This is a genomic window from Gemmatimonadales bacterium (assembly GCA_036279355.1).
Lineage (GTDB): Bacteria > Gemmatimonadota > Gemmatimonadetes > Gemmatimonadales > GWC2-71-9 > DASQPE01.
This window is the reverse complement of record DASUJH010000020.1, coordinates 110,412-123,391: the sequence shown is the minus strand read 5'-3', so window position 1 is coordinate 123,391 and position 12,980 is coordinate 110,412. Positions and strand designations below refer to the sequence as shown.

At 69.1% G+C, this 12,980-nt stretch carries 11 protein-coding genes; all 11 read left to right on the top strand.

Features of this window, described 5'->3' with window-relative positions:
* The first annotated feature begins 66 nt into the window (after window positions 1-66).
* Window positions 67-327, top strand: coding sequence for a 30S ribosomal protein S15 (gene rpsO / locus VFW66_04890; protein HEX5386017.1), 261 nt, complete (start codon window positions 67-69; stop codon window positions 325-327).
* Between the two features lie 83 nt (window positions 328-410).
* Window positions 411-2,498 (top strand): polyribonucleotide nucleotidyltransferase, encoded by a 2,088-nt coding sequence (gene pnp, locus VFW66_04885; protein HEX5386016.1) that lies wholly within the window; start codon window positions 411-413, stop codon window positions 2,496-2,498.
* Window positions 2,499-2,507: 9 nt separating this feature from the next.
* Window positions 2,508-3,770 carry a pitrilysin family protein gene (locus VFW66_04880; GenBank protein ID HEX5386015.1) on the top strand — a complete coding sequence of 421 codons (1,263 nt, stop codon included), beginning with the start codon at window positions 2,508-2,510 and terminating at the stop codon, window positions 3,768-3,770.
* Window positions 3,771-3,803: 33 nt separating this feature from the next.
* A complete protein-coding gene (ald, locus tag VFW66_04875) occupies window positions 3,804-4,916 on the top strand; it encodes an alanine dehydrogenase (GenBank protein ID HEX5386014.1) in 1,113 nt (370 codons plus the stop codon).
* Between the two features lie 101 nt (window positions 4,917-5,017).
* Entirely contained in the window at window positions 5,018-6,055 is a 1,038-nt protein-coding gene (locus tag VFW66_04870) for a rod shape-determining protein (protein ID HEX5386013.1), read from the top strand.
* A gap of 2 nt (window positions 6,056-6,057) precedes the next feature.
* Window positions 6,058-7,002, top strand: a complete 945-nt coding sequence (gene mreC, locus VFW66_04865; GenBank protein HEX5386012.1) for a rod shape-determining protein MreC — start codon at window positions 6,058-6,060, stop codon at window positions 7,000-7,002.
* Entirely contained in the window at window positions 6,999-7,493 is a 495-nt protein-coding gene (mreD, locus tag VFW66_04860) for a rod shape-determining protein MreD (GenBank protein ID HEX5386011.1), read from the top strand. The genes mreC and mreD overlap by 4 nt, the downstream gene beginning before the upstream one ends.
* A 1-nt stretch (window position 7,494) precedes the next feature.
* Window positions 7,495-9,405 (top strand): penicillin-binding protein 2, encoded by a 1,911-nt coding sequence (gene mrdA / locus VFW66_04855; GenBank protein HEX5386010.1) that lies wholly within the window; start codon window positions 7,495-7,497, stop codon window positions 9,403-9,405.
* A complete protein-coding gene (rodA, locus tag VFW66_04850; protein HEX5386009.1) occupies window positions 9,402-10,649 on the top strand; it encodes a rod shape-determining protein RodA in 1,248 nt (415 codons plus the stop codon). Before mrdA ends, rodA begins: the two co-directional genes overlap by 4 nt.
* Before the next feature lie 107 nt (window positions 10,650-10,756).
* Entirely contained in the window at window positions 10,757-11,617 is an 861-nt protein-coding gene (gene accD / locus VFW66_04845; GenBank protein ID HEX5386008.1) for an acetyl-CoA carboxylase, carboxyltransferase subunit beta, read from the top strand.
* Window positions 11,618-11,708: 91 nt separating this feature from the next.
* Window positions 11,709-12,965, top strand: a complete 1,257-nt coding sequence (locus VFW66_04840; GenBank protein ID HEX5386007.1) for a Mur ligase family protein — start codon at window positions 11,709-11,711, stop codon at window positions 12,963-12,965.
* The last annotated feature ends 15 nt before the right edge of the window (window positions 12,966-12,980 follow it).

The window sequence follows — 12,980 nt, the reverse complement described above, 5'->3', positions numbered from 1 at the left end:
GTTATGTTTTCGTGCTGACAGAGAAACGGACCTGAAACGAGAAAGTCGCCCGAGGACACCCGCAGCATGCCATTCGACAAGCAGAGCGTGGTCACGAAGTATCGCCAGCACGAGACCGACACGGGGTCGGCTCGGGTGCAGGTGGCGCTGCTCACCGAGCGGATCAACTCGCTCACCGACCATTTCCGCTCGCACCCCAAGGATCACCACGGGCGCCGCGGCCTGCTCTCGATGGTCGGCACACGCCGCCGCCTCCTCCAGTACCTCAAGCGCAGCGATCTCGCCACGTATCGCGCGCTCATCGAGGAACTGGGTCTCCGGCATTAAGCCACGCGGGTCCACGAGGGCGTCCCGATCGAGCACGTTGGGGCGCCCTCGCCGCATTGGTGTGCTCTGAAACGGAACCCATTGTGACCGTACATCGGATCAACCAGGAATTCGCCGGCCGACCCCTCACGATCGAAACGGGACGCCTGGCCAAACAGGCCGCCGGATCGGCGCTCGTGCAGTTCGGCGAAACGGTCGTCCTCGCCGCCGTGACCGTCTCCCCGAACATCTCCACCCTGCCGTTCTTCCCCCTCACCGTTGAGTACCGCGAAAAGACCTACGCCGCCGGCAAGATCCCCGGCGGGTTCTTGAAGCGGGAGGGCCGCCCCTCCGACAAGGAGATCCTGGCGAGCCGGCTCATCGATCGTGGCATCCGCCCGCTCTTTCCGGAAGGGTTCAAGAACGAGGTCCAGGTTTTCGTGACCGTCCTCTCGGCCGACCAGGCGAACGACGCCGACATCCTCGGCGCCGTGGCCGCCTCGGTGGCGCTCAGCGTCTCGACCGTACCCTGGAACGGACCGCTCGCCGCCGTGCGCGTGGGGCGGGTGGACGGCAACTGGATTCTCAACCCCACTTTTCAGCAGCTCGAAGCGTCGAGCATCGACCTCGTGGTGAGCGGGTCGGCCGACGCCATCTACATGGTCGAGGGCGGGGCGCTGGAGATTTCCGAGGCCGAGATGCTCGAGGCGCTCAAGGTGGCGCAGCGAGGCATCCGCGACCTCATCGCGCTGGAGCAGCGTGTGATCGGCGCGGCCCCCGTGACCAAGCTCGCGTGGACCAAGCCGGAGCCTGATCCGGCGCTCCTCGCGCGGGTGCGTACGCTGGCCGAAGCGCCCATGGCTCGCGCCATCAACGCACGGGACAAGGCCGCGCGCGCCACGGGCGTCCGCGCGCTGCGCGATGAGGTGGCGCAGAAGCTCGCCGAGGAATTCCCCGAGCAGGCCAGGGATATCGCCGCCGAACTGGACGAGATCGAGTATCGGGTGATGCGGGCGCAGGTGCTCGAGAAGGGTGAGCGGGTGGACGGGCGGGACCTGGACACGATCCGGCCCATCGCGATCGAGGCGGGCGTGCTGCCGCGCACCCACGGCTCCGCGCTGTTCCAGCGGGGCGAGACGCAGGCGCTCGCCTCGGCGACGCTGGGGACCGCGGACGACGAGCAGCGGATCGACAGCATCGACGTGGCAGGCGAGACGACCAAGTCGTTCATGCTGCACTACAATTTCCCGCCGTACTCCACCGGCGAGGTGAAGATGATCCGCGGCACGAGCCGCCGCGAGATCGGCCACGGGGCGCTGGCGGAGCGGGCGCTCCAGCCGCTGCTGCCGCACTACGAGGAGTTTCCTTACACCCTCCGCATCGTCTCGGAAATCCTGGAATCGAACGGCTCTTCGTCGATGGCGACGGTGTGCGCCGGGTCCCTCGCGCTCATGGATGCGGGCGTGCCGGTGCAGGCGCCGTGCGCCGGCGTGGCCATGGGGCTGGTGAAGGAGGGCGACAAGGTCGCCGTCCTCACCGACATCCTCGGCTCCGAGGACGCGCTGGGCGATATGGACTTCAAGGTGGCGGGCACTACCCGCGGCATTACCTCGATCCAGATGGACATCAAGATCGCGGGCCTCACGCTCGAGATCATGAAGGAGGCGCTGGAGCGGGCGCGGAAGGGCCGGCTGCACATTCTGAAGGAAATGGAAAAGGCGCTGCCGCGCCCGCGGGCCGAGCTCTCGCCGTACGCCCCGCGCATCATCACGATGCAGATCAAGCCGGACAAGATCGGCGACGTGATCGGCCCCAAGGGCAAGACGATCCGCGGCATCCAGGACGCCACCGGTGCGAAGATCAGCGTGGACGACAGCGGGCTCATCACCATCTCCGCGGTGGGCGGCGAGGCCGGGCAGAAGGCGCGCGATATGGTCGCGGCCATCGTCACCGAGCCCGAGGTCGGGCGGATCTACGAGGGGCCCGTCAAGAGCACGACACCATTCGGTGCGTTCGTTGAGATCCTCCCGGGCGTGGAGGGCCTGCTGCACATCAGCGAGCTGCAGCACGGCCGCACCGAGAAGACCGAGGACGTGGTGAAGAAGGGCGACGTGGTCCAGGTCAAGCTGCTCGAGGTGGACGAGCGCGGCCGGATGAAGCTCTCGCGGAAGGCGTTGCTGCCGAGGGAGTAGCCTGCCTGCATGGAAACGGTTCAACTGGACGAGGGCCTGCGCCGCACCACGGCACCCAACGGGCTCGTCGTTCTCACCGAGGCGCTGCCGGGGGTGCGGTCGGCGGCGCTCGGGATCTACGTGCGCACGGCGAGCGCGCACGAGGCCCGCGGGCAGATGGGGCTCTCCCATCTGCTCGAGCACATGGTCTTCAAGGGCACCGAGCGGCGCTCGGCCAAGCAGCTGGCGCTCGAACTCGAGGTGCGGGGCGGCGGTCTCGACGCCTATACCGGCCGCGACTACACGAGCTACCAGGCCCACGTGCTCGACGCGGATCTGCCGCTCGCGGTCGAAATCCTCACCGATCTCGTCCGCCGGCCGCTGCTCGATCCGAAGGACCTGGGGCCCGAGCGGAACGTCATCCTCGAAGAGATCAACGGCGTGCTCGATACACCGGACGATCTCGTCTTCGAGGTGCACGCCGAAACGCTCTGGCCGGACCACCCGTACGGCTACTCCATTCTCGGCACCCCCGAAACGGTCGGCGCGCTCGACGCGGAGGACGTCCGGCGGCTGCACCGCGCCGGCTACTATCCGGGCAATTGCGTGATCGCGGCCGCCGGCAACGTGAATCATGACCAGCTCCTCACCGTCCTCGAGCGCGAGGGCTGGTTCGAGGGCGCCACGCGCGAGCCGGCCCGCCCGGCGGTGGCCGGTGCCCCGGCGGTGCGCGGCGCCGATCGTGCGGAAGTCCGCGACACGGCGCAGAGCCACATCGTCTTCGGCACCGATACCTTTCCCCTGCGCGACCCGCGCCGCTTTGCCCTCGCCATCCTGGTAAACGCCTTCGGCGGGGGGATGTCGAGCCGTCTCTTCCAGCGCGTGCGCGAGGAGCTGGGCCTCGCCTACGCGGTCTTCGCGTTCAAGCAGTTCTACCAGAGCGCGGGGCAGCTCGGCGTATACGTCGGCACCCAACCCGCCACGGCCGCGCGCGCCGTCGAGGCAATCCGGGCCGAATTCGGCCGGCTGGCGTGTGAGGGCCTTCCGGCGGCCGAGCTCGCCGACGGCAAGCAGCAGCTCAAGGGCCAGATCATGCTCTCCCTCGAGAGCCCGGCGAGCCGGATGGGCCGCCTTGCCGGGTTCACGCTTCACGGCGACCGCTATCGCCCGCTGGACGAGATGCTGGCCGAAATCGACGCGGTGACGCCGGCGAGCGTAGCCGAAGTGGCCGCCGAGTTTTTTGCCCCCGAGCGCCAGAGCATCGTGCGCCTCGGCCCGGACGGAATCGTGTGATCGCACCGACACCCTAGACGTCGTCGAGGCGCCATGCTCATCGGAGTCCCCAGGGAAATCAAGACCAATGAGAACCGGGTCGCGCTCGTGCCGGCCGGCACGGAGGCGCTGGTGGCCGCGGGCCATACCGTCGTCGTCGAGCGCGGCGCCGGTGTGGGGAGCGGCTTCGTGGACGAGGCCTACGCGGCGGCCGGCGCGCAGCTCGCTCCGGATGCGGCCGAGGTGTGGGGCCGCGCCGAGCTCATCATGAAGGTGAAGGAGCCGATCGAGCCGGAGTGGCCGCGCATGCGGCCCGGCCAGGTGCTCTACACCTACTTCCACTTCGCGGCCGACGAACGGCTCACCCGCGCGGTAATCCAGTCCTGCGCGATCGCGGTGGCGTACGAGACGGTGCAGCTCCCGCGGGGGGAGCTGCCGCTGCTCACCCCGATGTCCGAGGTCGCCGGCCGCATGGCGGTGCAGGCGGGCGCCAAGTATCTCGAGAAGATTTACGGCGGCCGCGGCATTCTCCTGGGCGGCGTGCCGGGCGTGGCGCCGGCGGAGGTAATGATCCTGGGCGGCGGCACCGTCGGCATCAACGCGGCCAAGATGGCCGCTGGCCTCGGCGCCCACGTGACGATCCTCGACGTGTCGCTCGACCGGTTGCGCTACCTCGACGACGTGCTCCCCGCCAACTGCGACACCTGGTACTCCAATCGCCACAGTGTGCTCGATGTGGCCGCGCGGGCGGATCTCGTGATCGGTGCCGTGCTGCTGCCGGGGGCGCGGGCGCCGCATCTCGTTCGGCGGGACGACCTCAAGTTGATGCAGCCGGGCGCCGTGATCGTCGATGTCGCCGTGGACCAGGGCGGCTGCGTCGAGAGCATCCATCCCACGACGCACGAGAATCCGACGTACTTCGTGGACGGGATCCTGCACTACGGCGTGGCCAACATGCCGGGCGGCGTGCCGCGCACGTCGACGCTGGCGCTCACCAACGCGACGTTGCCCTACGCGCTCAAGCTCGCCCGCCATGGCTGGCGTGCCGCGTGCCGCGCGGACTCGGCGCTCCGCAAGGGTCTCAATGTGGTCGAGGGAAAGGTCGTGTATCCAGGTGTGGCTGAGGCGTTCAAGTTGCCGCTGCTGGAGGTCGAGAGCGTGCTCTGACTGGGTGGTAAGGGAGGCGGTAAGCCTGCCTTGCTCCCTTCCACTACCGTCTCCCTCGCCCTCCCACTTACCTTCCCGCCCATGTGGCTCATGGCCATTCGATGAAGCTCCCGTCGCTTAACCTGGGTTCCTGGCTTCCCGCGAATGAAATCGCGGTGGACCTGGGCACGGCGAACACCCTCGTCTACGTCAAGGGCGAGGGCATCGTGCTGAACGAGCCTTCCGTCGTTGCGATCGAGAAGAGCACCGGCAAGATCAAGGGCATCGGGCTCGAGGCCAAGCGGATGCTCGGCCGCACGCCCGACGGCATCCTCGCGGTGCGGCCGCTCAAGGACGGCGTCATCGCGGATTTCGACGTCACCGAGAAGATGCTGCGGTATTTCCTCAAGACGATCATCGACAAGCACGTCTTCCGCGTAAAGCCGAAGGTGATCATCTGCGTGCCGTCGGGGATCACCGAGGTCGAGCGGCGCGCCGTGCGCGATTCGGCCCAGACGGCCGGCGCCAAGCAGGTCCTCATGGTGGCCGAACCGATGGCGGCCGCCATCGGGGTCGGGCTGCCGGTCGAGACGCCCACCGGCAACATGGTGATCGACATCGGCGGCGGCACGACGGAGATCGCGGTCATCGCGCTCTCCGGCATCGTGTCTGACACGTCGATCCGCACCGGCGGTGATGAATTGGATCAGGCCATCGTGCAGTTCATGCGAAAGAACTACAACCTCCTGGTGGGCGAGCCCACCGCCGAGGCGATTAAGATCAAGATCGGGTCGGCGGCGCCGGTGGGCGACGAGCGCGAGATGGAGGTGAAGGGCCGCGATCTGGTCTCCGGCATTCCGAAGACAGTCCGCGTGCACTCGAGCGAGATCCGCGAAGCGGTGCAGGAGCCGATCCAGCAGGTGGTGGACGCGGTGCGGCGCGCGCTCGAGATCACCCCGCCCGAGCTGGCCAGCGACATCGTCGACCGCGGCATCGTGATGACCGGGGGCGGCGCCCTGATCCGCGGGCTCGACATCCTGCTCTCGCAGGAGACGGGGCTGCCGATCCACGTCGACGAAGACCCGCTCACCTGCGTCGTGCGCGGGACCGGCCGGATCCTCGACGACTACGAGAAGTATCGCAGCGTGCTATCCGCCTGAGGATGCTCCCCGCGTCCGACCGCACCGTCAGCCGGCGGGACACCGCGCTCTTCGCCCTCTGCCTCGTCCTCTCCCTCACCGCGCTGTTCGCGCCCCCCCGGCTGACCGGCGCGGTAGCCACGGGTCTCCGGCAGAGCATCCTGTGGCCGTTTGTGTGGCTGGAGGAGCGTGCGGAGGAGGGCCGCACGAGTCGCGCGCGGCTCGACGCCGTCACCGTCGAGCGTGATTCTGCGGCCATGGCGGCGCAGGTGCTGCCGTCGCTGCTCGCCGAGAACGAGCGCCTCCGGCGCCTCCTCGGCCTCGGGCACCGCCTCCACACGCGGTACGTCGCGGCCGAAGTGCTGCACCAGGCGCAGGCCACCGACGGCCGCACGCTGCTCCTGAGCGTAGGGCGCGCATCGGGCGTCGAGCCGTTCGATCCCGTGGTTGCGCCGCAAGGGCTCATCGGCGTCATCTCGAGCGTGGGCCGGAGCACGAGCGTCGCGATGACCTGGGCGCACCCCGATTTCCGGGTGAGCGCGTTCACGCCCACGGCCAATGCCTTCGGGCTCGTTGCCGCGGCGCCTGGCGGAACGGCGAGCGATGCGACGCTGGAATTCCGCGGCGTCCCTTACCGCGACTCGATCCCCGCCGGCACCGTCGTTCTCTCGTCCGGGCTCGGCGGCGTTTACCCCAAGGGGATTCCGATCGGCACCGTGGAGCGCATCGAGCGCGAACAGGTCGGTTGGGAGCGAGTGTATACGATGCGAGCCGCGGCCATCCCGGGCGCGGCGGCGCACGTGCTGGTGCTCCTGGCGCCCCGCGACGCCTCGGTCGCCGATGCCTTTCCGCTCGACTCGCTCGGCGCCGTGAGCCTGCCGGCCGACTCCGCGCCGAATACCGCCCCGGCGCACCCGCGCCTGACCGCCTCGGCTTCGTCCCCGCCGGCAGCCGCGCCCGCGCGATGAGCACTCGTGCCGGCCGGGCCCAGCTTGCGCTGGTCATCGCGACCCTCGTGCTGCTGCATTTCTACGTCCGGCCCCGCATCTTCGACCCGCGCCTCGGCCCCGACTTCCTGCTCTTTGCGCTCGTCGTGTTCGCCATGCGGAGCGGGCCCGGCGCGGCCGCGGTCGCGGGCTTCATGGTCGGGCTCGTGGCCGACGCAATGACGCCGGCGCGTTTCGGCGCGTCGGCGCTCGCGCACACGGTCGTCGGCTACGCTGCCGCCTGGGGCCGCGCGGTCTTCTTTCTCGACAACCTGCTCGTCACCGCCGGCTTCGTGGCCGTGGGCGTCTGGCTGCGCGATTTCATCGTGCTGGTGGCGAGCGGGGCCGATGCGCGCCAGCTCCTGATCGGCCTCGGCGTCTACAGCCCGCTCCGCGGCATCATCACCGCCGCGGCCGGCGCCCTCGTGCTGTTCTGCTTCCGCCAATGGTTCGCCGTGCGGCTCGACGCCTGACGTGCACGGATTCGACTCGTATCGCGTGGGCGAACGCGCCCGGGTGGCCCGGTGGATCGTCACCGGCGCCTTTGCCGTGCTGCTCGGCGCTTTCTTCAACGCCCAGATCATCCAGCACGAGAAGTTTCAGCTCAAGGCCGAGACCAATCGGCTGCGCCCGATTCCCCTCCCGCCACCGCGCGGGGCGATCTACGACCGCGACGGCCGAATCATCGCGGAGAATGTGCCCGGCTACTCGGTCAAGCTCCTCGCGCCCTCGCGCGCGGGGCTCCAGGGCGTGCTCGAGCGCATCGCGCGGCTCGTGCCGCTCGACAGCGCCGACGCGGCCGATGTGCTGCGCCGGTATGCCGCCGCGCGCTACCAGCCGGTGCTCGTGTTCGGCGACGCGAGCTTTGCGACCATCTCCCGCCTGGAGGAGCACCGCGCCGCGCTCCCCGGGCTCGTGATCCAATCCGAGCCCAAGCGCCTCTACCCGGCGGGACGGGCGGTGGCGCAGCTCGTGGGCTACGTCGGGGAGGTGACCGCCGCCGATCTCGACAAGGACCGCTACCCGGGCGCCGACCTCGGATCGATCGTCGGCAAGGCCGGCCTGGAGCTCGCCTACGATGACACCCTGCGCGGCAGCGACGGCGTCCGCTACGTCGAGGTGAACGCCCGTGGCCGGCTCGTGCGCGAGCAGGCCAGCACCGCCTCGCTCGAGCCCACGCCCGGGTATCCGATCCACACGACCGTCGACCTCGACCTTCAGACGTTCATCGATAGCATCTGGCCGCCGGACGTGCGCGGCGGGATGGTGGCTCTCTCGACCAAGGGCGAAGTGCTGGCGCTCTACTCGGCGCCATCCTATGACCCCAATGCGTTTGTCGGAGGGATCTCGTCCGCACTCTGGCGCGCGCTCAACAGCGATCCCGCGCGGCCCCTCCTCAATCGCGTGGTCCAGACCCGCTATCCGCCAGCATCGCCGTTCAAGCTCGCCATCGCGGCCATGGCGCTCCGGCGCGGCATCATCGGGCTCGACACCCACATGCCCGTGCCGTGCCGCGGTGGCCTGCGCATCGGCAACCGGGTGTTCCGCTGCTGGAAGCGGGAAGGCCACGGCTCGCTCGACCTCATCGGTGCCGTCGCGGCGAGCTGCGACGTCTACTTCTATCAGCTCGGACTCAAGCTCGGCCTCGACGCGATCATCGATGACGGCGTGCTGATGGGGTTCCGCGCCAAGAGCGGCATCGATCTGCGCAACGAGGTAGCGCCGATTTATCCCGCCACCACCGCCTACTTCGATCGGCTCTACGGGCCCCGGCACTGGAGCCCTGCGGCGACCACGCTCAACTTCTCGATCGGCCAGGGCGAGAACACCCAGACGCTGATCAACATGGTGCAGTTCTACGACGCGCTCGCGGGCGCGGGCAAGGAGGTGACGCCCTACATCGTCCGGCCACCGGAGGATGCCAAACCGCACTCCCTCGGTCTCACGGACGCCCAGCTCGACGGGCTCAGGCAGGCGTTGATTGCCGTCGTGCAGTCGGGCACGGCGCGCGCGAGCCGGCAGGCCGATCTGGCCGTGGCCGGCAAGACCGGCACGGCGCAGAACCCGCACGGCGAGGACCACGGCTGGTTCATCGGCTTCGCGCCGGCCGATCATCCGCAGGTTGTGGTGGGCGGCATCATGGAGTTCGCCAAGCACGGCACCGTCGTCGCACCGTACGTCGTCCGCGTGCTGCGCCGCTATCTCCTCGGCCCCGAGGCGCCGGCTGCGGCACGGCTCAGGATGAAGGTGGTGGCGCCGGAGGACACCGCCCCGCGCACGCTCGAGCTCGATCCGGATTCGGCGGCCGCACAGGCCGCTGCTGAATCGCTTCGCGCGGCCGAGCCGCCACGGCCGCCCGAGCCGTCCCCGCTTCCCCCGCCATGAGACTCGCCGCGGTGGATCGGCCGCTCGCGGCCGAAAGCCTCGGGCTCATGCTGTACGGTCTCCTGGTCCTCTACTCGGCCGGGCAGACCGACGTGCCCACAGCGGGGGCGGGCGTGTGGCAGCGCCAGTTCGTGTGGTTTGGCATCGGGCTCCTCGTCGCGTGGGGCACCTTCCGGATCTCGCCCCGATTGATCGAGTGGCTCACGCCGGCGATCTACGGCACCAGCCTCGCGCTGCTCCTGATCGTGCTGGCGGTGGGCACCGGCGCCGGCACGGCGGCCGGCACGCATTCCTGGCTCACGGTCGGCGGCCGCCAGATCGGCCAGCCGGCCGAGCTTGCCAAGCTGGCCACGGTGCTGATGCTCGCCCGCTATCTCTCGAGCCGGCGCGAGCCCCCGCGCTCGCTCCGCGATCTCGCCGGGCCCGCCATTATCGTCGGCGTGCCGTTCCTCCTCGTGATGAAGCAGCCCGACCTGGGCAGCGCCCTCGTCTTCATCGGCATTTTCTTCAGCATGCTCTACTGGGCGGGCGTGCGCTTCCGCCTGCTGTTCCTGATCGCGTCGCCCGGCATGAGCCTGCTGCTCGCGTTCAGCAACGTGACGTGGGCGTTCTGGATGATCGGGTTTACGGCACTGCTCTTCGCGTGGCGGCCGTACGTGTGGGATGGCCTCACGTTCTGGTTCCTGAGTGCCGTCATGGGCGGCGTGGCGCTGCCGCTCTGGCATCGACTCAAACCTTACCAGCAGGACAGGCTGCTCACCTTTCTCAATCCGGAGGTGGACCCGCAGCGCGCCGGTTATCACGCCCTGCAATCGAAGGTCGCGATCGGATCGGGCGGCTGGTTCGGGACCGGCTACACCGAGGGCCCGCAGAAGCGGCTCGCATTTCTTCCGGAGCAGCACACCGATTTCGTCTTTTCGGTGGTGGGCGAGGAGCTCGGGTTCGTGGGCGTGGCCGTAGCGCTCGCGCTCTTTGCGGCACTCCTGCTCACCCTGGTTCGCATCGCCCGCCGCGCCACGGACCCCTTCAGCAGCCTCGCGGTGTTCGGGATTTTCGGGCTGCTCTTCTCGCACGTCTTCGAAAACGTCGGCATGACGGTCAGTATCATGCCGATCACCGGCATTCCGCTGCCGTTTTTCTCGTATGGCGGCTCGTTCTTTGTGATCTGTTGCATCTGCCTCGGTCTCGCGTTCCGGGTCGCATGGGATGCCAGGCTGGCCGGCTATGCTGATGCTACACAATGACTTAGCACCGTGGCTCTGGCGTGAACCCGTCAGTGATGGCAAATTAGTTGCCTGTCTCGGATCCGGCGCCCCTCTAACCTCCGACCCCAATCACCACTATGGCCGTGATGGCATGGTTCAAGAAGGAGCGGAAGCCGCGGACATCCCAGCGCAATCGCCTTGAGATCCCGGCGGATGCCTGGGAAAAATGCGACAGCTGTGGCCACGTTGATATCCGGGAGAAGTTCGAGAAGGCGCTCAGCGTCTGCCCCGAGTGCGGGCGGCACCGCCGCTTCACCGCGGAGGAATACATCGAGCTGCTGACCGACGGCGGCACGTGGCGCGAGCTGTATGGCAGCCTCCGATCGGCCGACCCGCTCAACTTCGAGCACTACGTCGAGCGACTCACCGCCGCCCGCAAGAAGGCGGGCCCGGGCGACGCGATTTTCACCGGCACAGCACGCCTCGAGGGCACGCCCTTCAATCTCGGGGTGATGAACTTCGGGTTCATGGGCGGCTCCATGGGCTCCGTCGTCGGCGAGAAGATCACCCGTCTCGCCCGCCGCTCCCTGGAAAAGAAGATTCCGCTCGTCATTGTCTCCACCTCCGGCGGCGCCCGGATGCAGGAGGGCGTCGTCTCGCTCATGCAGATGGCGAAGACGTCGGCGGCGCTGGCGCAACTCGCGCGGGCCCGGATTCCCTACATCTCCGTGTTGACGGACCCGACCACCGGCGGCGTGTCCGCTTCCTTCGCCATGCAGGGCGACGTGATCTTGGCGGAGCCGGGTGCCGTGATCGGGTTTGCCGGCCCGCGCGTGATCAAGCAGACCATCGGGCAGGAGTTGCCGGAGGGCTTCCAGACGGCGGAGTTCCTGCTCGAGCATGGCCAGATCGATGACGTGGTGCCGCGGGGTTCCCTCCGCGAGACGATTGCCCGACTTCTCCGGCATATGCAGGGGCAGCGTCCGCCGGTCGAGGAAATCGCCTAGGCACTCGGCGCGCACCAGTCGGACGACGCCCCACCTGAGCGGCCGCCGGGTGGGGCGTCGTGTTACCGTCACTCCGCAGGCGGATCGCTCCATGACGCTCGGGTATTCCGGCGCGCTCGAATTTCTTTTCCCCCGGACGACGACGATCAAGTTCGGGCTCGCCACGACGCGCGCGCTGCTGGCCTCGGTCGGCAATCCGCACGAGGTGATGCCGCTGGTGCACATCGGCGGCACCAATGGAAAGGGGAGCGTCTGCACGCTCGTGGCGGCGGCGCTCGCGGCGGCGGGATGGCGCGTCGGCCTCTACACCTCGCCGCATCTCGTGTCCTTCCGGGAGCGCGTCCGGGTTGACGGCGCGCCCATCAGCGAGGATGCCGTCGCGATGTGGACCGGCCAGCTCGAGCCGCTCATTCGGCGCCGCGGCGCCACCTTTTTCGAGGCAACGACCGCGATCGCCATGGCCGACTTCGCCGCGCGGGGCGCCGAGATCGGCGTGGTCGAAGTCGGTCTTGGGGGGCGCCTCGACAGCACCAACGTGATCCGGCCGCTGGTGAGCGCCGTGACCAAGATCGAGCTGGACCACATGAAGTACCTCGGCGACACGCTCGAGCGGATCGCCGCGGAAAAGGCGGGCATCGCGAAGCCGGGCGCGCCGTTCGTGATCGGCGAGACGCGGCCGCACCTGGTCGATGCGCTCCGGCGCGAGGCGAAGTGCCACGTCGCCGCGCTCGACCGCCGGGCGCGCCCGGACATCCGTGTCGTCCCGGCCGGCTATGAATGGGATGGTCCGCTCGCGCTTGCGGGGGCCCACCAGCGGCGCAACGCGGGCGTGGCGCACGGCATTCTCATGGCGCTCCCGGCGCCGTACAGGCCGGCACCCGACGCGCTCGCCGCCGGGTTCGCGCGCGCGCGAGTGCCGGGGCGGCTCGACCGGCGTGGCCGCTGGCTGTTCGACGTGGCGCATAACCCCGACGGTATCCGCGCGCTCGTCGCGGCCCTCCGCGAGCTGCGGCCACCACGCCCGCTGCACGCGCTGATCTCGATCCTGGGCGATAAGGCGTGGCCGGAAATGCTCGTGCTCCTCGACAGCGTCATCGACCGCGGCGTGCTCACGATGGCGCCGACTGCCGCCGGCCGCGGCTGGAACCTCGAGTGGTTGCGCGAGTGGCTGCGCGACGAATCGCGCCCGCCGGCGCGCGCGTCGTGGAGCCTGGTGCCCGAGTTCCGCGAGGCGATCGAGGCGGCGGAGGCGGGTGCCGGCACGGTGCTCGTCACCGGCTCCTTTCACACGGTGGGCGACGTCATGCATGCGCTCGGCATGTGCACGCTCGACCGCGACGGGCTATGATCGCCGTTTGCCGTT

Bases quoted from the DNA above. Each gene is read 5' to 3' on its own strand.
- rpsO (HEX5386017.1), top strand. From the start codon at position 67: ATGCCATTCGACAAGCAGAGCGTGGTCACGAAGTATCGCCAGCACGAG.
- VFW66_04880 (HEX5386015.1), top strand. From the start codon at position 2,508: ATGGAAACGGTTCAACTGGACGAGGGCCTGCGCCGCACCACGGCACCC.
- ald (HEX5386014.1), top strand. From the start codon at position 3,804: ATGCTCATCGGAGTCCCCAGGGAAATCAAGACCAATGAGAACCGGGTC.
- VFW66_04870 (HEX5386013.1), top strand. From the start codon at position 5,018: ATGAAGCTCCCGTCGCTTAACCTGGGTTCCTGGCTTCCCGCGAATGAA.
- mreC (HEX5386012.1), top strand. From the start codon at position 6,058: ATGCTCCCCGCGTCCGACCGCACCGTCAGCCGGCGGGACACCGCGCTC.
- mreD (HEX5386011.1), top strand. From the start codon at position 6,999: ATGAGCACTCGTGCCGGCCGGGCCCAGCTTGCGCTGGTCATCGCGACC.
- rodA (HEX5386009.1), top strand. From the start codon at position 9,402: ATGAGACTCGCCGCGGTGGATCGGCCGCTCGCGGCCGAAAGCCTCGGG.
- accD (HEX5386008.1), top strand. From the start codon at position 10,757: ATGGCATGGTTCAAGAAGGAGCGGAAGCCGCGGACATCCCAGCGCAAT.
- VFW66_04840 (HEX5386007.1), top strand. From the start codon at position 11,709: ATGACGCTCGGGTATTCCGGCGCGCTCGAATTTCTTTTCCCCCGGACG.